This is a genomic window from Acidovorax sp. Root275, from assembly GCF_001428965.1.
Classification (GTDB): Bacteria; Pseudomonadota; Gammaproteobacteria; order Burkholderiales; family Burkholderiaceae_C; genus Acidovorax; species Acidovorax radicis.
The window spans coordinates 378,340-400,898 of sequence record NZ_LMJH01000008.1 but is presented as its reverse complement, the minus strand read 5'-3'; the positions used below and the strand labels follow the sequence as shown (position 1 = coordinate 400,898).

23 protein-coding genes are annotated in these 22,559 nt (G+C 65.7%); 13 read left to right on the top strand and 10 right to left on the bottom strand.

The features are described from left to right. Positions 1-3: 3 nt before the first annotated feature. The 3 genes from coxB to ASE52_RS11945 all read right to left on the bottom strand — a co-directional run bounded on the left by coxB (position 4) and on the right by ASE52_RS11945 (position 2,763). Positions 4-1,173 carry a cytochrome c oxidase subunit II gene (gene coxB / locus ASE52_RS11955; RefSeq protein ID WP_057226357.1) on the bottom strand — a complete coding sequence of 390 codons (1,170 nt, stop codon included), beginning with the start codon at positions 1,171-1,173 and terminating at the stop codon, positions 4-6. A gap of 59 nt (positions 1,174-1,232) precedes the next feature. Next, a complete protein-coding gene (locus ASE52_RS25090; protein ID WP_029413218.1) occupies positions 1,233-1,709 on the bottom strand; it encodes a DUF2244 domain-containing protein in 477 nt (158 codons plus the stop codon). Positions 1,710-1,860: 151 nt separating this feature from the next. Then, complete coding sequence (locus ASE52_RS11945; protein ID WP_057226355.1) at positions 1,861-2,763, bottom strand: hypothetical protein; 903 nt, start codon at positions 2,761-2,763, stop codon at positions 1,861-1,863. A gap of 34 nt (positions 2,764-2,797) precedes the next feature. Here ASE52_RS11945 and ASE52_RS11940 point away from each other — a divergent pair, with 34 nt between their 5' ends. Together ASE52_RS11940 and ASE52_RS11935 are read left to right on the top strand one after the other, a co-directional pair. Next, on the top strand, positions 2,798-3,520 hold the full coding sequence (locus ASE52_RS11940; protein ID WP_057226353.1) for a ComF family protein: 723 nt from the start codon (positions 2,798-2,800) through the stop codon (positions 3,518-3,520). A gap of 83 nt (positions 3,521-3,603) precedes the next feature. Further along, positions 3,604-4,131 carry a tRNA (cytidine(34)-2'-O)-methyltransferase gene (locus ASE52_RS11935; RefSeq protein ID WP_010459333.1) on the top strand — a complete coding sequence of 176 codons (528 nt, stop codon included), beginning with the start codon at positions 3,604-3,606 and terminating at the stop codon, positions 4,129-4,131. Positions 4,132-4,157: 26 nt separating this feature from the next. On the opposite strand, the gene ASE52_RS11930 is transcribed toward ASE52_RS11935, so the two are convergent. The 4 genes from ASE52_RS11930 to ASE52_RS11915 form a co-directional block, all read right to left on the bottom strand. Further along, positions 4,158-5,099 (bottom strand): LysR family transcriptional regulator, encoded by a 942-nt coding sequence (locus tag ASE52_RS11930; RefSeq protein ID WP_057226351.1) that lies wholly within the window; start codon positions 5,097-5,099, stop codon positions 4,158-4,160. A 262-nt stretch (positions 5,100-5,361) separates the two neighbouring features. Further along, positions 5,362-5,826, bottom strand: a complete 465-nt coding sequence (locus ASE52_RS11925; RefSeq protein WP_057226349.1) for a MaoC family dehydratase — start codon at positions 5,824-5,826, stop codon at positions 5,362-5,364. Positions 5,827-5,922: 96 nt separating this feature from the next. Further along, on the bottom strand, positions 5,923-6,540 hold the full coding sequence (locus ASE52_RS11920; RefSeq protein ID WP_057226346.1) for a ParA family protein: 618 nt from the start codon (positions 6,538-6,540) through the stop codon (positions 5,923-5,925). 108 nt (positions 6,541-6,648) lie between these two features. Then, positions 6,649-7,287 (bottom strand): LysE family transporter, encoded by a 639-nt coding sequence (locus ASE52_RS11915; protein WP_057226344.1) that lies wholly within the window; start codon positions 7,285-7,287, stop codon positions 6,649-6,651. A gap of 240 nt (positions 7,288-7,527) precedes the next feature. Here ASE52_RS11915 and kefC point away from each other — a divergent pair, with 240 nt between their 5' ends. Both kefC and ASE52_RS11905 read left to right on the top strand, forming a co-directional pair. Continuing rightward, entirely contained in the window at positions 7,528-9,432 is a 1,905-nt protein-coding gene (gene kefC, locus ASE52_RS11910; RefSeq protein ID WP_057226342.1) for a glutathione-regulated potassium-efflux system protein KefC, read from the top strand. Positions 9,433-9,643: 211 nt separating this feature from the next. Further along, the gene (locus ASE52_RS11905) at positions 9,644-11,059 is read left to right on the top strand and encodes a Fic family protein (RefSeq protein ID WP_057226340.1); all 1,416 of its coding nucleotides are present in this window, start codon (positions 9,644-9,646) and stop codon (positions 11,057-11,059) included. A gap of 65 nt (positions 11,060-11,124) precedes the next feature. On the opposite strand, the gene ASE52_RS11900 is transcribed toward ASE52_RS11905, so the two are convergent. Beyond that, a complete protein-coding gene (locus ASE52_RS11900; RefSeq protein ID WP_057226338.1) occupies positions 11,125-11,523 on the bottom strand; it encodes a hypothetical protein in 399 nt (132 codons plus the stop codon). A gap of 313 nt (positions 11,524-11,836) precedes the next feature. Here ASE52_RS11900 and ASE52_RS11895 point away from each other — a divergent pair, with 313 nt between their 5' ends. The 8 genes from ASE52_RS11895 to ASE52_RS11860 all read left to right on the top strand — a co-directional run bounded on the left by ASE52_RS11895 (position 11,837) and on the right by ASE52_RS11860 (position 19,229). Continuing rightward, positions 11,837-14,041 (top strand): TonB-dependent siderophore receptor, encoded by a 2,205-nt coding sequence (locus tag ASE52_RS11895; protein ID WP_241776985.1) that lies wholly within the window; start codon positions 11,837-11,839, stop codon positions 14,039-14,041. A gap of 34 nt (positions 14,042-14,075) precedes the next feature. After that, positions 14,076-15,236 carry a PepSY-associated TM helix domain-containing protein gene (locus ASE52_RS11890; protein WP_057226334.1) on the top strand — a complete coding sequence of 387 codons (1,161 nt, stop codon included), beginning with the start codon at positions 14,076-14,078 and terminating at the stop codon, positions 15,234-15,236. A 76-nt stretch (positions 15,237-15,312) separates the two neighbouring features. Next, positions 15,313-16,182 (top strand): hypothetical protein, encoded by an 870-nt coding sequence (locus ASE52_RS11885; RefSeq protein ID WP_057226331.1) that lies wholly within the window; start codon positions 15,313-15,315, stop codon positions 16,180-16,182. After that, positions 16,179-16,562 (top strand): hypothetical protein, encoded by a 384-nt coding sequence (locus tag ASE52_RS11880; RefSeq protein WP_057226329.1) that lies wholly within the window; start codon positions 16,179-16,181, stop codon positions 16,560-16,562. Before ASE52_RS11885 ends, ASE52_RS11880 begins: the two co-directional genes overlap by 4 nt. A gap of 174 nt (positions 16,563-16,736) precedes the next feature. Beyond that, positions 16,737-17,381: a trimeric intracellular cation channel family protein gene (locus ASE52_RS11875; protein WP_057226327.1), complete on the top strand. Its 645-nt coding sequence runs from the start codon at positions 16,737-16,739 to the stop codon at positions 17,379-17,381. 117 nt (positions 17,382-17,498) lie between these two features. After that, positions 17,499-18,203, top strand: coding sequence for a transglutaminase family protein (locus ASE52_RS11870; protein ID WP_057226325.1), 705 nt, complete (start codon positions 17,499-17,501; stop codon positions 18,201-18,203). Then, positions 18,200-18,676 carry a PaaI family thioesterase gene (locus ASE52_RS11865; RefSeq protein WP_057226323.1) on the top strand — a complete coding sequence of 159 codons (477 nt, stop codon included), beginning with the start codon at positions 18,200-18,202 and terminating at the stop codon, positions 18,674-18,676. Before ASE52_RS11870 ends, ASE52_RS11865 begins: the two co-directional genes overlap by 4 nt. A 148-nt stretch (positions 18,677-18,824) precedes the next feature. Continuing rightward, positions 18,825-19,229 carry a hypothetical protein gene (locus ASE52_RS11860; protein ID WP_057226321.1) on the top strand — a complete coding sequence of 135 codons (405 nt, stop codon included), beginning with the start codon at positions 18,825-18,827 and terminating at the stop codon, positions 19,227-19,229. 38 nt (positions 19,230-19,267) lie between these two features. Here ASE52_RS11860 and ASE52_RS11855 read toward each other — a convergent pair whose 3' ends face one another. After that, the gene (locus ASE52_RS11855; RefSeq protein WP_057226319.1) at positions 19,268-20,185 is read right to left on the bottom strand and encodes a LysR family transcriptional regulator; all 918 of its coding nucleotides are present in this window, start codon (positions 20,183-20,185) and stop codon (positions 19,268-19,270) included. A 130-nt stretch (positions 20,186-20,315) separates the two neighbouring features. On the opposite strand from ASE52_RS11855, the gene ASE52_RS11850 reads away from it, so the two are divergent. Next, on the top strand, positions 20,316-20,921 hold the full coding sequence (locus ASE52_RS11850; RefSeq protein ID WP_057226317.1) for a short chain dehydrogenase: 606 nt from the start codon (positions 20,316-20,318) through the stop codon (positions 20,919-20,921). Positions 20,922-21,030: 109 nt separating this feature from the next. Here the strand turns inward: ASE52_RS11850 and ASE52_RS11845 are convergent, their stop codons facing one another. Continuing rightward, the gene (locus ASE52_RS11845; RefSeq protein ID WP_057226315.1) at positions 21,031-22,533 is read right to left on the bottom strand and encodes a PLP-dependent aminotransferase family protein; all 1,503 of its coding nucleotides are present in this window, start codon (positions 22,531-22,533) and stop codon (positions 21,031-21,033) included. Positions 22,534-22,559 lie beyond the last annotated feature (26 nt).

The following is a 22,559-nucleotide window of genomic DNA, read 5'->3' as shown; positions in this document are numbered from 1 at the left end:
TGATTACTTGCCACGCTGGGCCACGATTTCAGCAGGCTGCACCAGCTGGCCGGTCTTGTTCGACCAGGAGTTCTTCGTGTAGCTCACCACTGCAGCGATATCGGTATCGCTCAGCTGGGCCCAGGCAGGCATCGCGCCATTGGCCGCACCCTTGAGCAGGACCTGGATCTGTTTGGCATGGTCCGCATCCAGCACGATGGCTGAACCATCCAGGGGCTTGATGGGGCCCGCGCCCTTGCCATTGGCCTGGTGGCAAGCCGCACAGTTGGCGGCATAGACCTTTTCGCCACGCTTCATGATGTCGTCCAGCGCCCAGACCTTGGTGGGGTCATCCAGCTTGGCCGCAGCCTTCTTCTTCTGGTCGGCCACCCAGGCGGTGTAATCCTCAGCGGACACGACCTTCACGTGGATGGGCATGTAGGCGTGTTCCTTGCCGCACAACTCGGCGCACTGGCCATAGTAGTCGCCGATCTTCTCGGCACGGAACCAGGTGTCGCGCACAAATCCGGGGATCGCATCCTGCTTGATGCCGAAGGCAGGCACCATGAAGGCGTGGATCACGTCGTTGGCGGTGGTGATGATGCGGATCTTCTTGTTGACCGGCACCACCATCGGGTTGTCCACCTTGAGCAGATAGTTGGCGGGAGCGTCCTTGACGTTGCCGCTGTCGGACATCACGCGGTGGCTGCTGTCCAGGGTGGAAATGAAGGCCAGGCCCTCGCCTTCGCCGGTGATGTAGTCATAGCCCCACTTCCACTGGTATCCCGTGGTCTTGATGGTGAGGTCCGCATTGGTGGTGTCCTTCTGGGCCACCAGCACCTTGGTCGCGGGCAGAGCCATCACGATCACGATGATGAACGGAATAATCGTCCAGACCACTTCCACCGTCACCGACTCATGGAAATTGGCCGACTTGGCGCCCTTGGAGCGGCGATGTTTCCAAATCGAGTAGAACATCACGGAGAACACTGCAACAAAGATCACCGTGCAGATGACCATCATCATCCAGTGCAGAAAGTGCTGTTCTTCTGCGATCTTGGTGACGGGAGGTGCCAGATTCAGCTGGTTGACTGCAGGGCCGCCAGGAAGGTCCTGAACGGCATGGGCTGCGGAGCCCACCCATGCACCGGCAATCAGCAGCAGAGAAGCCAGCTTGTTGGAAATGCTCTTCATAGTTCTCACTTACTTCTAAGCCTCAATTTAACCAATCCCTTTCGCGCGCCTGCGTGGGGTCAGGCGGCGCGCAAGGCCATGCGGATCTCCGATGCCAGGGCCGGTCGAAGTTCGGGGCGCATGTAGCGCCCCACTTCCACCGTACGGCCCTGCGCAGACAGCATGATCAGCGAACGGTCTCCGGACTTGGGCTCTACGCGAACCCAGGTCCGATCAAACTCGGCGCGTTCCAGTTTGCCTGCCGTCTCCAGTTCCACCACAAGGCGTGAGCCCTGCAGCGAAATCCTCTCGCCATCCGCCGCATGGCGACCGTACATGGCGAATGCAACTCCTACAGCCACGATTTCAAGCCATGCAAAAGGCATGACCAGACGAGCACCGAGTATCCAGAAGCATGTTGCGATACCCAGGGACACGACACACAAGGACAGATACATCCACCCCAACTGCGCCGGCGTGACCGAACAGTTGCGAACGAGACGCCAGTCAATGCGCTGACCCGACACCGTGGCAAAACGAAAAACCAAGCCCGTCACCGGAAGTGCTCACAAGACTGCCAGCCGTGGTGCCCGTCTGCCGTTGGCAAGACAGGCGCAGCCAGCAAAGTTGCGCGGGAAGATGCCCAAAATCTCAATAACCTGGAATTGTAGCGTGCCTTGTTCCATGTCATTGACACGCCGTTACAGGCTAGTTCTCTTTGCCGCCCTGGCGCAACATGGTGCGCATGTCCTGCAGCGACACAGCACTGCTGGAACTCACCCGCACACGCGGTGCAGGCTTGAAGGCATGGCCATAAATGATTTCGAAAGTCAGTGCCAACTGACCTCCCTGCTGCGGATCTGCCAGCCGAAGCGACAGTGCCTGATAGAGCTTCTCGCGCCAGCGCCGGCCGCGCAATGAGGGAAAGCGATCAGGGTGCAGGTTGCAGCCCAGCTCGCGCAGCTCCTGAACCAGCCGCTCGGGTGTGGCAAAGGTGAGCGTGATGCGCTCCATGTCCATCACCGGTTCGGCAAAGCCCGCATGCACCAACATATCGCCCCAGTCGTGCATGTCCGTGAAGGCGTGCCCAGCTGCGGGCCATCCCAGCTCGGCATACACCGCGTGCAGTTCACGCAGCGTATCGGGCCCCAGGCAGGAAAACATCAGGTAGCCATCTACCGCCAGGGAACGGTGCCACTGCGCGATCAACGCCTGCGGGTCGGCCGCCGTGTGCAGCGCCATGTTGGCCCAAAGCATCTGCACACTGGCATCCACAGGCAGCCCCAGCTGCGGGTTGCCAGCACTCCAGCGGGCAGGGCTCCACCAGGGCTTGGCCAGTGCCTGCCGGGCGGTGTCCTCACAGTGCACGGCTGTTTCGTAGATCTGGCAGCGCGCCTTGGGATAGCGCGCGCTCACCAGCGCATGCGCCTGCAGGCCTCCACGCACTGCGTCCCAATGGCACCACGACTCGGGGGCCTGGCGAATCCACTGCAGGCGGTCCTCCATGCGGCGGGCCACTTCTTCATGGAGCCAGGGGGACACAGCGGGGGCCGCTGCATGCCAGCGGGCTGCAGCAACGGGATCAATGGTGGGAGGACGCTCGGAGGACATGGCAGGGCACTAGGACGCGCGAGTATATTGATTCATGCCTCTTACCGGTTTGACAGGGATTTCGCGCCATCTCCGCGCCTGGGCGGACAAAGTCCCCAGCCAGTGCGCCTTTTGCCACGCGTGGCCCTCGCAGCGGGTCTGCAACGCCTGCGTGGCGCGATTTGCCCAGCCCGCCACGCGCTGCCAGCGCTGCGCCCTGCGGGTGCCCCCGGGCGTTGCCATTTGTGGCGCCTGCCTCCAGAGCCCGCCCAGCTTCGACGCCTGCATCGCCGCCGTGGACTACGCCTACCCCTGGGCCGATGCGCTGGCGCACTTCAAGTTTCGCGGTGATCCAAGATGGGCCAGGGCCTTGTCCACGCTGATGCGCAGCACGCCCTGGATGGAACCGGCGCTGGAAACCGCAGACCGCGTGCTGCCGGTGCCCCTGTCCACAGAGCGTCTGCGCGAGCGGGGTTTCAACCAGTCGGCGCTGCTGGCAGGGCACCTGGCGGGGCCCAAGGCCGACCACCGCACCCTGCTGCGCCTGCACGCCACCGAGGCGCAAAGCAGCCTGCCGCGGTCACAACGCCTGCGCAATCTGCGGGGCGCTTTCGCCGTCGAGCCTGCCCGCGCTGCGGCCCTGCGCGGCCAGCGCGTGGTGCTGATTGACGATGTGATGACCACTGGCGCAACGCTGCAGGCGGCCACCCTGGCACTGCGCGAGGCGGGCGTGGCGCATGTCACCGCCGCCGTCCTGGCGCGCACGGGGCTGGATTGAAAAGTACCAAACAGGTACCAAAGGGATACTTTTGATTACGAGCGGTTGCTCAACTCACACGCCGAGCGATGACAATTGTGGGCATGTTCCATATCGTCCTCGTTGAACCCGAGATCCCGCCCAACACCGGCAATGTGATTCGCCTGGCGGCCAACACGGGATGCACCCTGCACCTGATCGAGCCCCTGGGGTTCTCGATGGAAGACCGCCAGATGCGGCGCGCAGGGCTCGACTACCACGAGTACGCCCAAGTTCAAGTCCACCCGGGCTGGACGGCCTTCCTGCGCAACGCCCAGCCTGACCCGACACGCATGTTCGCAATGACCACTCACGGCTCGCAGCCGGTGCATTCCACCTGCTTCCTGCCGGGCGACTGGATGGTGTTTGGGGCCGAAACGCGGGGGCTTCCCCCCGAGCTGCGCGAGAGTTTTCCACCTGCGCAGCGCCTGCGGCTGCCCATGGTGGCGGGTCAGCGCAGCCTGAACCTGTCCAACGCCGTGGCCGTGACGGTGTTCGAGGCCTGGCGCCAGAACAGTTTTGCCATGCCCGACGGCGAAATTACCGTGGAGCCGGAAGGCACCATCATCAGCGGATTTGCCCAACTGGGTTGATAGGCAACTTGGCCCGTGGCCCCGGTTTATCTGGCCTGCCCGCGCTGTTCAGCCATGGCCAAAGGCACCTGTTCGCTGAGAAAGTCCAGGAACACTTTCGTGCGCGCGGGCAACATGCGGCCTGATGGCAACGCGGCATAGATGGTGTAGCGCGAAAAGATCCACGCGGGCAGGATATGCACCAGTTCCCCCCGAGCCAGGTGCTCTTCCGCCAAGAGGCGTGAAGTCACGGCCACCCCTGCGCCGTCCACCGCCGCGCGCAGCAGCAGTTCGGTGCTGACAGACTGCAGCACCGCCGGCACGTCGATTTCCTGGGCCGGCAGATTGCCGTTGAGGGATTGCAGGCGCAGCTTGCGACCAGGCCCTGTCTGGGAACGGGCGGCCATGCCGGAATCGCGCAGGTAGTCGTGTTGCAGCAGATCCTGCGGCTCGCGCGGAATGCCCTTGCGCTCCAGGTAGTCGGGCGACGCCACCACAATGGCCTCGCCCTGCAGCAGCGGACGCGCAACGATGTTCGCGTCGAAGTCCTCGCCCGCCACCATGATGGTCACGTCGTACTCATCCACCCGCGCCGAGGCATAGGCATCCAGGTCAATATCGAGCAGCAGCTTGGGGAACTCGGCGTGCCACAGCGCCACCATGGGCGCCAGAAAATTGGTGGCCAGCACCGGCGCCGCAACGATGCGGATGGTGCCGCGCAGATCGCGCGTGTTGGCGGCCGCCGCCGCTTCGGCGTCGTCGATCTCGTGCAGGATGGTGCGCACCCGCTGCAGGTAGGCATCGCCCGCGTCGGTGAGCGCCAGCTTACGGGTGGTGCGTTGCAGCAGCCGCGTACCCAGGTGCTGCTCCAGCTCGGCCACCATGCGGGTGACCACAGGGGGTGACATGTCCATGGCGCGGGCGGCGGCGGCAAAGCCGCCCTCCTCCACCACACGCTCGAAAATCTTCATGGCTTGCAGACGGTCCATGGTTCAAGCCTCCTGCCTAAAAACACGAGCGTCTAACGAGAGCGCAGTCCGTGGAACACGCGCGATCCAGGCCAGCGACCGCCGCGCAAGGGCCGCCCACACCGCGCAGCGGCGCTTCACTNCTCCCGAATGGCGCAGCCATTCGGGAGGGGGGGCTGAGGGCCGCGGCTCCATGCCTGCCTGCGCAGGCATGGACGTGCCCGAAGAGCCGTCGCCTCTGGCGGCGGCACCGAGCGGCGCAGCCGCTCAGGGGGTTGTCCTGCTACGCCGGGGCGCCGAAGTTGCGCGCCAGCGATTCCGCCACGCACACGGGCTTGTCGCTGCCTTCGCGTTCCACCGTCACCAGCCAGGTCATCTGCATGCCATCGGGCGCAATCGGTTCGGCAGCCTGCAAGGTCAGTCGCGCACGCAGCCGACTGCCCACCGGCACCGGCGACGTGAAACGCACCTTGTTGAGGCCGTAGTTCACGCCCATGCGCGCGCCCTCGATGGTCAGACCCGTCTCGAAGAACTGCGGAATCAGCGACAGCGTGAGAAACCCGTGCGCAATCGGCGCGCCAAACGGCCCGGCCTTGGCACGCTCGGGGTCCACGTGGATCCACTGGTGGTCGCCCGTGGCCTGAGCGAACAGGTTGACCTGTTCCTGCGTGATGGTGATCCAGTCGGTCACGGCGACCTCCTGGCCCACGCAGGCGCTGACTTCGGAATATGAGCGAAAGATTTTCATCGTTGCAATGTAGCCCTGCACCCAGGCGCGCCTTGTCTGCCGTGTGACAGGTGTTTTCCCGGGGGCCTTGTTGTACGTTCTGCTTCACGCTGTCCTTCAAGAATTGAGCCACGTACAGATACCTTGCCATTGCTCCAGGTCGCGTGCCACGCGGCCCGGCGCCACGTCAAACAGCGTGAGACCATGCGCCGCCAGGTGCACGTAGTTCTGCGTATCGCGCAGATAACCCAGCACCGGAAACCCCAGGTTGTCCACAAAGTGGTGCAACTGCTCGGCGGCCTTGGTGCGCGCGTCCACGCGCATGCCTACGATGCCCACTTGCACGCCCGCCGCGTGGCGGTGCTCGGCCAGCTGGTCCAGAAAGCTGCGCGTGGCGAAGATGTCGAACACACTGGGCTGCAGCGGCACGATGATCTTGTCGGCCAGTTTGAGCACGTCGTTCAGGCGCCAGCCGTGCAGGCCGGCGGGCGTGTCGAGCACCGCATGCGTGGTGCCCTTGGGCGGGCGGCTGATCACATCCGAGCTGCTGTCCCAGGCGCCGATGGCGCGCGCGGCGGGAGGACGCAGGCCCAGCCAGAGCTTGGCGGACTCCTGCCGGTCGGTGTCGCCCAGGATCACGGGGTGCCCCTGGCTCGCAAAGTAGCCCGCGATGTTGGTGGACAGCGTGGACTTGCCCACGCCACCCTTGGGATTGGCGACAACAACTACTGGCATGACAACCTCCTTGGAATCTGCGGGCCCATGAAAAACCAAGCAAAATCAGCCTCTGGCGCTTGATTGACAAGCGCCAAATGCTATCAAAATCAAAGCATCAACATCCCATCAAGCGTGTTGCCCGCCACGCTTGACGAAGAACAGCCCGGCGCCCACCGCCATCAACAGGCCACCAAACACACGGTTCTGCGTGCGCACGGCACGGGCACTGCGCATCAGGCGGCGCAGGGCGCTGGCGCCAAAAGCGTAGCCGTGCATCACCACCACGTCCACCGTCAGCGTGGTAGCAGCCATCACGAGCAACTGGCTCCACAGCGGGCGTGTGTCGGTCATGAACTGGGGCAACACGGCCACCATGAAGATGATGCCCTTGGGGTTGGTGGCATTGGTCAGGAAACCCGTCAGGCAGCGCTTTTTCCAGGTGCCTGCAGACGCGGCCTCATCGCCTTGCACGGGCGATACATCGCCGGAACGCCACTGGTTGAAGCCCACGTAAATCAGGTAGCAGGCGCCCAGCACCTTCACCACGCTGAAAGCCACCTCGGACGCCAGCAGCAGCGAACCCACACCCGCCCCGGCGATCAGCAAAATCAGCAGCAGGCCCAGTTGCAGGCCAAAGATCGTGGCCCCCGTCTTGCGCACGCCGAACGACAGGCCATGGCTCATCGACAACACAGCCCCCGAGCCCGGCGACACCGCAATCAGGCACGATGCCGCGAAAAAAGCCAGCCAAGTCTGCAAGTCCATGAGTCACCGTGCCCGTGTGCGAAGAAGGGCAAACATCTTAACAACGCCCCGCTTTGATGCGACGATCTGGAAAAAAGTAACCTCTAGCGCACAACCAGAAAGCGCTGACAGCTATCAAAATAGAAGCGCTCTATTAGCATGCCACGCGCGCCCTCCCACATCGCTGCGGCAATGCCAGAATCCTGACACGCCCGCATCCCTGCGACACCTCCCCCAACGCCATCGCCCGCATCCCCCTCTATGGAACACGCCCCCACCTGGCTCACCTACGGCTTCCTGTACCTCACCGCCGCGGTGCTGGCCGTGCCCATTGCCAAGGCGCTGGGCCTCGGGGCCATCATTGGCTACCTGGCGGCGGGCATCGCGATCGGGCCCTGGGGCCTGGGGCTGGTGAGCAATGTGCAGGACATCCTGCACTTCGCTGAATTCGGCGTGGTGCTGATGCTCTTCCTCGTCGGGCTGGAGCTGCAACCGAGCCGCCTGTGGGCGCTGCGCCGCCCCATCTTCGGCACCGGCACTGCGCAGGTGCTGGGCTGTGCGGCCGTGCTGTTTGCGCTGGGTGCCCTCGCCGGCCTGCCCTGGCGCGTGAGCCTGGTGGGTGCGCTGGGCCTGGCGCTGTCGTCCACGGCGATCGCGCTGCAGTCGCTGGCCGAGCGCAACCTCATGCGCACCCAGAGCGGACAGGCGGGCTTCTCCATCCTGCTGTTCCAGGACGTGGCGGCCATCCCCATCCTGGCCTTGCTGCCCGTGCTGGGCGCCGCTGCGAGCGACGGCGCGGGCCACACGCCGGGCGAATTGGCGCTGGAAGTGCTCAAGATCGTGGGTGTGATCGCCGCCATCATCCTGGGCGGGCGCCTGCTGCTGCGCCCCGTGCTGCGCTGGATCGCCAAGAGCAACACGCCCGAGATCTTCACGGCCGCCGCGCTGCTGCTGGTGGTGGGCATCGCCTACCTCATGGTGATGGTGGGCCTGTCGATGGCGCTGGGCGCCTTTCTGGCCGGCGTGCTGCTGGCCGACAGCGAATACCGGCGCGAGCTCGAGGCCGACATCGAGCCCTTCAAAGGTTTGCTGCTCGGCCTGTTCTTCATCGCCGTGGGCATGAGCATCGACTTCGGCGTGATCCTGCGCTCGCCGGGCCTCATGGCGGCCATCCTGGTCGGCTTCCTCGCGGCCAAGGCCATCGTCATCTACACCCTGGCCAAGGTCGTCGGCATCCCTTATCAAGAGCGCCCGGTGTTCACGCTGCTGCTGGCGCAGGGTGGTGAATTCGCTTTTGTGGTGTTCCAGGCAGCAGCGGGCGCCAGCGTGTTCCCGGCCGAGACCGCGTCTCTGCTCATCGGTGCTGTGGCGCTGTCGATGCTGATCAGCCCGCTGCTGCTGGTGCTGCTCGACAAGGTGCTTCTGCGCCGCTACGCCAAGGTCAAGGCGCCGACGGCCGATGAAATTTCAGAGCCCCAGGAGGCCCCGATCATCATCGCGGGCTTTGGCCGCTACGGCCAGATCGTCTCGCGCGTGCTGCTGGCCCAGGGCCTGCGCACCACCGTGCTGGACCACAGCGTGGACATGCTGGAAGTGGCGCGCACCTTTGGCTACCGCGTGTTCTACGGCGACGCCACGCGGCTCGACCTGCTGCGCATCGCGGGGGCCGAACACGCCCGCATCCTGGTGGTGGCTGTGGACGACGCCGAGCAATCGCTCCAGATCGCCAAGCTGGCACGCGAACATTTCCCCCACCTGCAGGTGGTCGCCCGCGCACGGGACATCTCCCACTGGAACAAGCTGCGCGACCTGGGCGTGACGCTGGTGCAGCGTGAGCTGTTCGAGTCCAGCCTGCAAAGCGCCCACACCGTGCTGGAGCTGATGGGCCTGCCCGCCGCGCAGGCCACCGCCATCACGCAGCGTTTTCGCACCCACAACATCGCCCTGGCCGACCGCATGTACCCGCATTACAAAGACCAGGCCAAGTTCATCGCCGTGGCGCGCGAGGGGCGCAACCAGTTGGCGGAGCAGATGGCGAAGGAGCGGCAGGAGAGCGCGGCGATGGGGGCCGTCGGCGGCCAGTACCCGGGGTATGGCGGGGTGGACGGCGCACAAGAAGGCGATGCGTCTGCCCATGCAGCAGATCTGGATAAAAACAGGCCTTAACGCTTACCCATCAAGCGCAAACAGCTATATTTTTCGCAGTAACTATCGACAATCCATCCCGGGTGGATGGGGCTGCATGCCGAGGGCTTAGCTGCGAGAAGCACCACGCCATGACGCGCAAACCGCTTTCGCGACAGAATTTTGTCGCTTAAACTACTTTCACGACAAAAATCTGTCGCGATTTGCGTTTACGACACCAGGAGCCCCTGCCATGCCCCGCCCTACCCTTGCCCAGGAGCTGGACCAACTCGCTGTGTTGATTCACAACGCAGGCCCCGCCGGGGTCGGCAGCGACGCCCTCTTGCAACTGCTGGGGGGCACCCACGAGCGCCGCACGCTGCAGCGCCGCCTGGCACGGCTGTCAGAGCAAGGGCGCATCACGGTGCGCGGCGAGGGCCGGGCCACGCGCTACCACCCCAGCAATCCAAGCCATCCGCAGCAACCGCCTGTCGAAGCCGCGCCGCCCGCAGCATGGGCGACCGCCGACTACGTCCCCACCTCAGCAGAAGGCGCAGAAATCCGTGCCGCCATCTCCCAGTCGCGCCATCTGCGCAAACCGGTGGGCTACCAGCTGGACTTTTTGTCGCAGTACCACCCCAACGATACGGCCTACCTGCCGCACGACCTGCGCGAGCAACTGCATGGGCTAGGCCGATCCCCCGCCGACCAAACCCCCGCAGGCACCTTCGCCAGAGACATCCTCAACCGCCTGCTCATCGACCTGTCCTGGGCCTCGTCCCACCTCGAGGGCAACACCTACAGCCGCCTCGACACCGAACGCCTGATCGAGTTCGGCCAGGCCGCCGAAGGCAAGAACGCGCTGGAAACCCAGATGATCCTGAACCACAAGCAGGCCATCGAATACCTGGTTCTCCAGCCCGAAAACGCACAGGTACGTACTGACACGTTGATAGCGCTGCACGCCTTCCTGTCCGACGGCCTGATGGCCGACCCCGCCTCCGTGGGCCGCATCCGCCGCCGCGCCGTGGAGATCGGCGGCAGCGTCTACCTGCCCATCGCCCTGCCCCAGCGGCTCGAAGAACTCTTCGGCATCGTCACCCAAATGGCCGCCGAGATCACCGACCCGTTCGAGCAAGCCTTCTTTTTGATGGTGCACCTGCCCTACCTGCAGCCGTTTGAGGACGTGAACAAACGCGTCTCGCGCCTGGCGGCCAACATCCCGTTCATTCGCCACAACCTGTGCCCGCTGTCGTTCATCGACGTGCCGCAACAAGCGTATGTAGACGCCATGCTGGGCGTGTACGAACTCAACCGCGTGGACCTGCTGCGCGATGTGTTCGTGTGGGCCTACGAGCGGTCTTGCCAGCAATACGTGGCGGTGAAGCAGAACCTGGTGCCGCCGGACATTTTTCGACTGCGCCACCGGCAGGCACTGGCAGAGGTGATTGCGGCCATCGTGCGACAGGGGGAGGCTGCTACGGAGGATGCTGTGAAGCGCAGGATGCCTGCTTCTGTCCCAGAGGCCGACCACACGCATTTTGTGCAGCTGGCGCTGGCCGAGTTTGGCGCGCTGCATGCGGGGAATGCGGTGCGGTTTGGGATTCGGCCGTTGGAGTTTGGGGAGTGGGCAGGGCGGGATCGCGGGGATGCAAGTTATGGCGCCTGATTCGAATCTCATCCGCAGGGCAGCCTATCGACAGCTGACTTCCTGAGGATGCAGAGTCGCCACTGTTACGGCACATAGACCATCAGATTCTTGAATGCGAAACCTGAATCCAGAGCTAAGACACGAGCACTCAACACGAGATCACTTCGTCCTTCGGACTGCGTCCATAGATCCACCAGAACGCTCCAGTGCTTGCCGGATCGGACGCAGACGGAGAACTCCCAAGTGTCTTCCGGCAACTCCGTGAGCAAAGCCCCGTAATCTTCGACGTAGTCACGGATTCTTGCCGCTGACTCCAGCGAAAGCGCCTCTGCTCCCGTCTCGACATCTAGCAGACGGTAGTTCTGTTGGGCGAAAGCAAGAACAATCTCCCGGAATACTGGCCGCCAGGCGGTGGGAACAGGCTGCTCTATCGAGCCGTCTTCGGACGGCAGTACCTCAACACTTGAACTCCGATTGCTCATGCTTTGATCGCCTCACTTACAAATTCAAAAAGAACGGGACTTCTCCCGTTTCGGCCATTCAGTATGGAACTGCTGCGGGCGAAGTTTCCCATTCAAGATTGGAGACTGAAGACATCTGTTCATTCAGTGCGCTTTCACAACATGAACGTCGCTCGCAGCAAAGCAGCAGAAAACGACTATCTCGGTAGCACCTTTTTAATTTTCAAACGATAACTATTCGCATTAGAATTCACCTCACAGCCAGCCAGCGTCCCGGACACACAACGCGAGCCAGTGCACCTCGCGTTTTTGCCCACTCTCCACCGGGACTCCCATGTCTTCTCAGCCCTCGCGTGCGGTGTCGCCGCGCTCTTCGCTCGCCCGTCTTCGTTCGCCCTCACGTCCGTCTGCCCGCCAGGCCACCCTCTTCGCCCTGACCCCGCTGGCCTTGTGCCTCGCGCACGCCGCCATGGCGCAGCAGGCCGATGCAACGCCAACCGCCGACCCGGCCGCAGCAGCCACCAGCGCCACCGCCCCCCAGCTGCAAGAAGTCCGCATCAACGCCAGCACCGAAAAAGACATGGGCTTTGCCCCCGTCGAGGCCCAGACCGCCGGCAAGGCGCCCATGCGCAGGCTGGAGACGCCGCAGTCGGTCAGCGTGGTCACGCGCGAGCAGATGGAGTCGCGCCAGATCGTGAACGTGCAGCAGGCGCTGCAGACCGTGGCGGGCGTGAGCCCCGTCAACTTCGGGCGCCGGGGGTTTGACGACATCAACATCCGTGGCTTTCGCTCTACCGAATCCATCCTGGTCGATGGCTTGGTGCAAAGCCCCGGCATGTGGGCCAAGCTGCAGCCCTACGGCTACGAGCGCTTCGAGGTGCTCAAGGGCTCGGCGTCGGTGTTGTACGGCCAGGTGCAGCCCGGCGGCATCGTCAACGCGGTGAGCAAGCGGCCCAAGAAGGAGGCGATCAACGAAGTGGGCGTGGAAGTGGGCAGCTTCGGCCAGCGCACGCTGCAGGCCGATGTGAACAAGCCGCTGTCCGAATCGGGCAAGACGGCACTGCGCATCAATGCCCAGGTATCCAACGCCGACGACCCCACGCAGTTCGTCTACCGCAAGGACCGGTGGTTTGCGCCGTCGCTCTCCATCGACCTGGGCGCGCAGACCGACCTGGTGCTGTTTGCCACCTACAGCCAAAGTGAATGGCTGCGCCAGCAGGGCATCACGCCGTACGGCACGCTGCTGCCCAACCGCAACGGCACGCTGTCCCGCACGATGTTCACGGGAGAGCCCGCCTTTGGCGTGTACGACGTGGAGAGCACCACGCTGGGCTACGCGCTGGAGCACAAGCTGTCCGATGCCATGACGTTCCGCCAGAACGTGCGCTACGAGACCGAGAAGGGCACGGGCAACTTCGTCTCCAACCAGGCGCTGCAGGCCAACCAGCGGCTGCAGAACCGCCAGGCGACGCGCCAGTACATGGACTTTGACCTGCTGGCCACCGACACCTCGCTGCTCACGCACTTCGAAGTGCTGGGCGCGCGCCACCAGTTGGTGACAGGTCTCGATGTGCGCAGCGGCCACAGCCTGCAGGCCAGCCGCACTTGCCGCATCGGTGCGCTGGATTTGTTTGCACCCGTCTACGGCATGCAGGCCGTCTGCCCCACGGCGCTGACCAGCGATGCGCCCGCCAAGCTCAACGTGGCCGGTTTGTATGCGCAGGACCAGGTCAAGTTCGGCCAAGGCTGGACGGCTCTGGTGGGCCTGCGCCGTGATTGGTCGACCAACGACATCAATGATCGGGTGGCCAACAAACGGACGCGCCAGAAGGACAGCGCCACCACGCTGTCCGCCGGCCTGGTGTACGAGTTCAAGCCCGGCTGGGCCGCATACGGCAGCTATGGCGAATCGTTCCTGCCCACATCGGGCCTGACCTTCGCGGGGGTGCCCTTCGTGCCCGAGACCGGCAAGCAGTGGGAGGCCGGCGTGAAGTACGAGTCGCCCAATGGCCAGCTCACCGGCGCACTCGCCGTGTTCGACCTGGTGCGCGAAAACGTGACTACGGCCGACCTGGCGAACACGGGCTTCAGCGTGCAAACGGGCCAGCAGCGTGCCCGCGGCCTGGAGGTGGAGCTGGGCGCAGATATGAAGAACGGCTGGAAGCTGACCAGCGCCTACACCTACACGCAGTCCAAGGTCACGCGCGACAACAACGCCACCATCGTGGGCCTGCCGCTGAACCTCACACCGCGCCACACGCTCACCGCCTGGGCCACCTACAAGCTGCCAAAGGTCCAGCGCATCACGCTGGGCATGGGTGGGCGCTATGTCAGCGAGCAGATCGGCTCGTACCCCTTCACGCTGCCGTCGTACGTGGTGGCCGATGCGTCCATCAGCTACGCGGGCGACAGCTACCGCGTGACGGCGGGCGTGAAGAACGTGTTCAACAAGGCGTACTACGACGGCGCGATCAATGCCAACGTGGTTTCGCCCGCGTTGCCGCGCAGTTTCAACCTGGGCGTGACGTACTTCTTCTGACGCAGCGCCATCACCCCGCCACCACAAGCCGACCATGACCAGCCAGCGCACCCTGAACCGCCTCTTCGTCCTGCACTCCTGGGCGGGCATTGTCACGGGGCTGCTCATGTTCATCGTGTGCTTTTCGGGCGCGGTGGTGGTCTTCAAGAACGAGATCGATTTGTGGGCCAACCCGTCGCTGGCCCAACTGCCGCGCTCTGCCACGCCAGCGCCGCTCGATGCGATGCTGACGCAGCTGCACACCCGCTACCCCGGAGCCACGGTGGAGACCATCGCGCTGCCCGATGCGGTCAACCCGAGCTACTTCGCCTTCGTGCGCGAGCGCGGCGCGCCCGCCAACACGCGCACCAAGGTGGCCCTGCGCTCGGACACCGGCGCGGTGGTGGGCCCGGTGGACAGCCAGCTCGGCCAGTACCTGCGCATGCTGCACGTGTTTTTGTTCTTCGGGCCGCGGTGGATCGTGGGCTTTCTCGGTGCGGCCATGCTGGTGCTCATCGTCACGGGCATCGTCATCCACCGCAAGATCCTGGCCGAGCTCTTCACCCAGCGCTGGGGCCGCAGCTTTCGCGTGGTGATGTCCGACCTGCACAAGTCCGCGGGCATCTGGGGTTTGTTCTTTCACATCCTGATCGCCACGACCGGTGCGTGGATGGGCCTGGCGCCGCTGTTCGAACAGGGCTACAAATACGTCACCACGGCCACCAGCAGCACCGATGCCACCAAAGCCCCCAAGCCTGCGCGCAAGGCCGCGGGCGATGCCGCAGAGCCCGTGCAGATGCAGTCGCTGGATGCCCTGTACGCCACCGCACAGCAGGCCGTACCGGGGCTGGAGGCGCGCTACGTGTCGATGCGCCGCTGGGGTACTGATACCGCCGAGGCCAGCTTCACCGGCAACCTGAGCGACCACCTGGCCAGCACCGCGCGGGTGGACATCAACGCCGCGACCGGCGTGCCGAAGAAGGTGCACGACCCGCGCACGGCCGGCTTCTGGTCGCTGGTCAATGGCCTCATGGAGCCGCTGCACTTTGGCGACTTCGGCGGGCTGGCGCTCAAGTGGCTGTATTTCTTTCTGGGCATGACGCCCGCGTTCTTGTCGATCTCGGGCACGCTGATCTGGCTCGATGCGCGCCAGCAGCGGCGGCGCGATGCCGAGGCGGCGCAGGCGTCGACCGGGGGCATGGCGGCGGCGGGTTGAGGCCCCATCAACTGCACGCGCTTATCCGCCTCTCCGCACCGTTATTCATCGTCGATTTTGCCGCCCCCATCAACCCATGCAACGCTTCTTTCTGGCCCTGCACGCCACCACGCCCGCGGCGCTGATCGTGGCCGTGTTGGTGCACCTGTGGGGTCCGCCCGGCTTGCCCTCGTTGGCGCAGCGGCCGGTGTGGGCTGTGTGGGTGCTCATTGGCACATGGCTGCTGCTGTCGGCGCTGGCCGCGTGGGCACTGCGCACGCTGGCGCTGTGGCGCGTGGCGCTGGGTGGCGCGGGGGCGTTGCTGGCGCTGGCCGGTGCGGCGGGCCTGGTGCTGGGCAGCGCGCTGGCGTCCGGCATGCTGGCCAGTCTCGCGTTGGTGGGCGCTGCCTGCGTGGGCATTGCGGCCTTTATCGGGCCGCAGCGCGTGCAGGCGCCGCGGCGCAAAGCGGTGCGCCACCAGGCTGCGGCCGCGCCGGGCCGATCCGTCCATCCCAGTACGCACCACCACACCACCCAACGTCGCCGCTGGCCCGCGCGCGTTTTGGCCCGCTTTGGCATCCCTGCACACCTGCCGTTTTGGCTGGCCGGTGCACTGGCGGTGGAATCGTTTCGGCTCGCCCACATCGTGGCGACGGAGCCCGCGCGCTCGTCGGGCATGCTGGGCCTGCTGCTGGCTTTCTTTGTCGCGCTGCCCGCCGCCGCGGTGCGCCACTGGACGCCGCGCACCGCCCTGCTGCTGTGGGTGCTGGCGACGCTGGCCTACGGCGGCTTGGCAGCCAAAGCGGGACTGGATCAGTGGGCCGTCGCCGCGGCCCTGTGCGCGCTGGCCGCGGGTGCTCCGCTGCTGCTGCGCGCCCGGCGGAGGCTGCGCACGCGGCAGACGGAGCGCATCACACCCACCGCGCAGGTCCAGGCTGCTGACCGCCACCCGCCGGAGGCCGCATGAACGAACTCATCGCCGCCTGCGCCGCACTGGCCTCGCTGATCGCACTGACCCGCTGGGCGCGCGCCGTGCCCACCCGCGCCTGGGGCCACGGTGCCGGCAGCACCGGCCAGACTCCACCTGCACCGCTGCGCGCTTGGCCTGTCGCCATTGGCACGCTGGTGCTGCAAGGCTTGGCAGCCACCGCCGCGACCGGGCTGGCCGCCGGGCTGGCGCTGGTGGCCGCGTCGTGGATGGTGCTCGGCTGGTTGCTGGTGCTGGCCATGAACCAATGGCCCGCCGCCAGCCTGCCGTGGGCGCAGCGGCTGGGCGCGCTGGGCGGGGCGGGGTGTGTGCTGGCGCTGGCGTGGGAGCTGGTACGTGCAGGGAGCTGGGCGGCCTGACGGGCAGCGCGCCACCTCCGCCGGGTGGGTCAAAGCGCCAGATTTGGGGAAAAAATGGTGCCCAGCGCTTGATCCATAAGCACTTTTAGCTATACATTTAATAGCATAATCTCTAGACGGTACTGCCATGCGCGCCGGTGCCCGAAACCGCAGCCCCACGGCACAATCGCGCCAATGGACCAGTTGCTCGACGCCCCCTGGGTGCACACCCTGCGCTTCTTTCTGGAAGTGGCCGCCACCATCGCGTTTGCACTCTCGGGCGTGATCGCCGCGGCACGCAAGCGGCTCGACGCCGTGGGCGTGTGTGTGGTGGCCTTCGTGTCAGCCTTTGGCGGCGGCACGCTGCGCGACCTGCTGCTGGACCAGCGGCCCTTCTTCTGGATCCGCCACACCGGTTTTGTCTGGGGCATCCTGGCTCTGTGTGTGGGTGCGATGCTGTTCATGCGCCAGCGGCACTTTCAACCCACCGAGCGCGCCATGCTGCTGCCCGACGCGATTGGCCTCGGCCTTTTCGCGGCGGTGGGCGTGGACATCGCCACCGCCATCGGCATGCCGCCGATCATTGCCGTAATGATGGGCGTGACCACAGGCGTCTTTGGCGGCGTGCTGCGCGATGTGCTCTGCAACGAGGTGCCGCAGGCTTTCAGCGACCACCGACCCTATGCGCTGTGTGCCTTCGCAGGCGGCTGGGCCGACGTGGCCCTGCGCCACCTGCACGCCGCCGACTGGGCGCCGCTCGTGGCCTGCGTGCTGCTCACGGCCGGGCTGCGCGGGCTGGCGCTGTGGCGCAACTGGGAGCTGCCGGCCTGGCGGGTATGACCCACAAAAACCATGGACAGCGGCCGGCGCGCGCTATCCGGCACACTGCCCATGGCACCACCGTGACAGCCCTGCACTGCGTGGGCCTGCACACTGGCCGCAAGGAGCCTTCCCACCATGACCCAGGACCACCCCACGCCCGCACACTTGCGCGCCACCACGATCATCGACAGCGATGCGCCCGTCATCCAGACCTTCGCGGCTGAACACGCCCGCGGCACCACCGACCGCGAACGCGCCGTGGCCCTGTACCTGGCCGTGCGCGACAGCTTTCGCTACGACCCGTACCGCATCGACCTCTCGCCCGCAGGGATGACGGCCAGCACTGTGCTGGGCAATGGCTACGGCTGGTGTGTGCCCAAGGCCGCGCTGCTCACCGCCGCATGCCGCGCAGCGGGCATACCCGCGCGCATGGGCTTTGCCGACGTGCGCAACCACCTCTCCACCGAGCGCATGCGCGAGACCATGAAGACCGACCTCTTCATCTGGCACGGCTATACAGACATCTGGCTCGGTGGCCAGTGGCGCAAGGCCACGCCGGCTTTCAACATCGAGCTGTGCGACCGCTTTGGGCTGCTTCCGCTCGAATTCGATGGCGAGAACGATTCGATCTACCACCCGTTTGACAAGACCGGTCAGCGCCACATGGAGTACGTGCACCAGCGCGGCGCCTTCGACGACATGCCGCTGGCGCAGATCGTGGCGGACTTCCAGGCGGTGTACGGCGGTTGGCTCGACAGCGCCAGTGGTGGCAGCGGCACGACCAGCGCACTGCACGGGGCAAGCTTTGAGAGCGACGTGGAGCAGGAGGCCGCGCGATGACACACGCCCCTGCGCACAGCGCCTCGGACAACACGCCCCCCGCCGCCAGAGGCCCCGAAATCCCCGAAGGCTTTGTGGTGCTGGCCATGGGCGGACCCTTCATCCAAAATAACGGCCCGCTGTACGTGCGGCGTGAGGGCACCGTGGTGCAGTTTGGTTTTCGCGTGGAGCAACGCCACGTGAACACCATGGGCAACCTGCACGGCGGCATGATGGCCACGTTCTGCGACATGCTGCTGCCGCTGTCGGTGCACAGCAAGACGACAGAGGTGGCCGACCGCTTCCTGCCCACCATCAGCCTGCAGATCGACTACCTGGCCCCGGCCCGGCTGGGTATGTGGGTGCAGGGCGAGGCCGAGCCACTGCGCATCACACGCTCGCTGGTGTTTGCGCAGGGCCTGGTCACGGCCGACGGCGAGCCCTGCGCGCGGGTGAGTGGGGTGTTCAAGATCGGGCCCGTGGGGCCGGCTTAGAGCGGCTGACGAAACCCTTCTGGCGTTGTTGCCGCGTCTTGTCGTATTACTCGTACTGCCTGCGACGCAGCGCCTAGCCAGAACCGCTTCGCTGAGTTTTGTTAGCTGCTCTCAGCGACATCAGCACCCTCAACTCACAAGGACCTCCATGACGCCCACGGCCCCCGACCTGCGCACCGAAGTGCAGCACTTCTTCGATGACTTCGTGGCCGCGTTCAGCGCCTTCAGCGGCCCGCGCATCGCCGAGCGCTATGGCGCGCCCTATGTGGCCGTGGATGCACGGGGCGCATGGCGGCGCTTCCACACGAACGGCGAAACCGGGAACTACTTCCAGCAGGTGGTCATGCAGTACCACGGCCAGGGCTGCCGCAGTTGCCGCTTTTGCGACCTGGAGGTGCAGGCCCTTGGCCCCAGCGGCGCGCTGGCCACCGTGACCTGGGAGCTGCTGCGCGAGGACGCCAGCGTGCTCAGCACCTGGCGTGAGTCGTACACACTGGTGCGCGGCGAGGACGGGCGCCTTGCCGTGGCCGCATCGGTAGACCACGCCGGGTAACAGCTGCGCGTAGCAGGCCCCCTCAGGCCTGGTGCGCGCTATGCCTGCGGCGCAGCGCCCTTGGCATCGCCCGCAATCCCCAGCACCCCCACCACATGCTCCACAAACCTCGCCAGCTTGGGCAGCTGCCGCCGGTCTGGTGCATAAACCAGGTGCACGGCGCGCGCCACGGGCAGGCAGTGCGCCATCACTGCGACCAGCGCGCCGCTGGCGAGGTCGTCGGCCAGTAGCACCTCGGGCTGCATGATCAGGCCCAGGCCGCGCAGCGCGGCCTGGCGCAGGCCGTCGCCCTGGTTGCAGGTCAGGCGGGCATGCTCGGGCCAGAAAAATTCCTCGTTGCCGTCGCGCAGCGTCCATTCCACACGGCGCTGCCACACCGAGTGGCTCAAGCACTGGTGGCGGGCCAGGTCGGCCGCGCGCTCGGGCGTGCCGTGGCGCCGTAGGTAGGCCGGCGCGGCGGCAATCACCATGCGGTAGGGGCGCAGCGGGCGGGCCACCAGACCCTCGTCAGACACTTTGCCGATGCGCACCGCCACGTCAAAGCCCTCGCCCGCCAGGTCCACCACGCTGTCGGTGAGCTGCAGGTCCACGCGCACCTGTTCGTGGCGCTGCAGAAAGTCGGCCACCAGCGGCGCGATGACGTGGTTGCCCAGCGTGAACGGCGCGCTCACACGCAGCAGGCCCTGCGGCACAGCGCGGCTGCGCTCCACGGCGGATTCGGCCCAGCGCACCTGCTCGAGCACGCGCTTGCTGTCTTCATAGAACGCAGCGCCCACCTCGGTCAGGCTGTTCTGGCGCGTGCTGCGCTGGAAAAGCCGCGCACCCAGGTGGCCCTCGAGCTGCTGGATGTGTTTGCCCACCATCACGGCGGAGATGCCCAGCTGGCGCGCGGCGGCGGCAAAACTGCCGGCCTCGACCACGGCGGCCATGACCTCCATGTTGCGGAGCTTGTCCATGGCGATTCCTAATCAATGGTTAGTACAAGAAGAACTTCAATGTACTTTATGCATTGATTGATTCACAAAAGAATCGGGGCTGTCGATTGTTGCTCTTCTTCAACCCTTCTTTCACTTCAAGGAAATCACCATGTCCAAGATTCTTCTCATCGGCGCCAGCGGCACCATCGGCCAGGCCGTGCAAGCCAACCTGGGCGCACGCCACGACGTGATCACCGTGGGCAGGAGCAGCGGCACGCACCGCGCAGACCTGTCTCAGCCCGCGTCGCTGGCTGCGCTGTTTGCCGCGGTGGGCCGGGTGGACGCCATCGTCAACACCGCCGGCAACCTGCACTTTGGGCCCCTCACCGAGATGACGGCCGAGCAGTTCAACCTGGGTTTGCAGGACAAGCTGCTGGGCCAGGTGCAACTGGCGCTGCTGGGCCACAAATACCTGAACGATGGCGGCTCCATCACGCTGATCAGTGGGGTGCTCTCCATCGAGCCCATCCGCAACGGCGCCAACGCCACGGCGGTGAATGCCGCCATTGAAGGCTTCGTGGCCGCCGCTGCCATCGAGCTGCCGCGCGGGCTGCGCATCAACGCCGTGAGCCCCACCATCCTGACGGAGTCGGTGGGGGTGTATGGGCCGTTCTTCCCCGGGTTCGAGCCCGTGCCCGCTGAACGCGCAGCCCGTGCCTACCAGCGCAGCGTGGAGGGCGGGCAGACGGGGCAGGTGTACCGCGTGAATGCCTAATGGCTCCACTGCATATTGCTATATTTTTAGTAGCAATAAAGCATTAACAATCAAGCGCTAGCGGTCATTTTTATTCAAAATTTGGCCACGCTTAGGGCCAGGGCCTTCTCTAACCCGAGGGGAGGCTCCCGGCAAGGTGCCCCAGCTGGCGCACTGCCTGCTCCAGCTCGCGCGTCCAGGGGCGGGCGATGTTCAGGCGCAGGTAGCTCGCGTATTTGGCGGTGGTCGAGAACAGCGCCCCGGGCGTGAAGGCAATACCCTGCGCCACGGCCAGCCGCAGCAGCGCGAGCGAATCCACGGGCTCGGGCAGTTCCAACCACAGCCACCATCCACCCGCCGGGCTGTGCACCCGCGTGCCGGCTGGGAAATGCTTGCGCACGGCCTCGGTCGCGCGCGGCGTGGTTTGGGCCAGCCGCTCGCGCAGGCGGCGCAGGTGCGGCTGCAGCGCGCCGCTGCGCAGAAACTCGGCCATCACCGCCTGCTCCAGCCATGGGGCCGCGAGCGAGGTACTCAGCTTGAGCGACTCCATGCGCGCATGCCAGCGCCCGCCCGATGTCCAACCCAGGCGAAACGCCGGGGCCAGGCTCTTGCTGCTGCTGCCGCAATAGATCACGCGGCCGTGGCGGTCCCAGGCTTTCACAGGCTGAGGCCGGTGCGGCGTGTGCGAGAGATCGCCGAACACGTCGTCCTCGATCAGCGCGAGGTCGTGCTGCTCCACCAGGCGCAGCAGGCGGCGCTTGTTGCGGTCGGGCATCACGTGGCCCAGCGGGTTCTGGAAGTTGGGCATGGCGACCACGGCGCGCACGCCGCCCTGGTGCTCCAGCGCGTATTCCAGCGCTTCCAGGCTCATGCCTTCGCCCGGCGTGCAGGGCAGCTCGATGGCGCGCAGGCCCAGGTTGCCCAGCATCTGCAGCAAGCCAAAGTACACCGGCGACTCCACCACCACCGCATCGCCCGGCCGGGCGACGGCGCGCAGCGCGACGTTGAGGGCTTCGGTGCTGCCGTTGGTCACCAGCAGTTCTTCGGGCTGCAGGTCCAGGCCGTAGGTCGCCATCCAACCCACCAGCTCGGTGCGCAGCGCGGGCAGGCCGCTGCCGGTGGGGTAGGTGCCCAGCATCTCGGGCTGGCTGCGCAGCAGGCGCTGGGCGATGCGGGCCAGCGCCTCGGTGGGGTACCAGGCGGGCGCGGCGTTGGCCAGGTGCAGCCCCCACTGCAGGGGCTGTTGGGTGGTCAGCGAATACAGCTGGGTCATGCGGTGCTCCAGCGACACCAGGCGGTCAAACTCGACCGGCGGCGGGGTGGAGTGCGCGCGGGCCGGTGTGCTGCGTCCGCCCTGCATGTCAACACCCGTCTCATCCCGGGGCGGCGCGCGTTGGGCGGTGGGCTCCGCGACATACATGCCGGACTTGTGCCGCGCCTGCACGGCGCCCAGGGCCTCCAGGTGGCGGTAGCAGCGCACCACGGTGGCCACGCTCACGCCCTGCGCCGCGGCCAGCGCACGCACCGAAGGCAGGCGCTCGCCCGGCGCATAGCGCTGCTGGGCAATGTCGCGGCGCACCAGCTGTGCAAGTTGCAGGTAACTGTGCTGCAGTACAGATGAAGATTCAGCCATCTGTACAGCATAAACCGTGGGCGGAC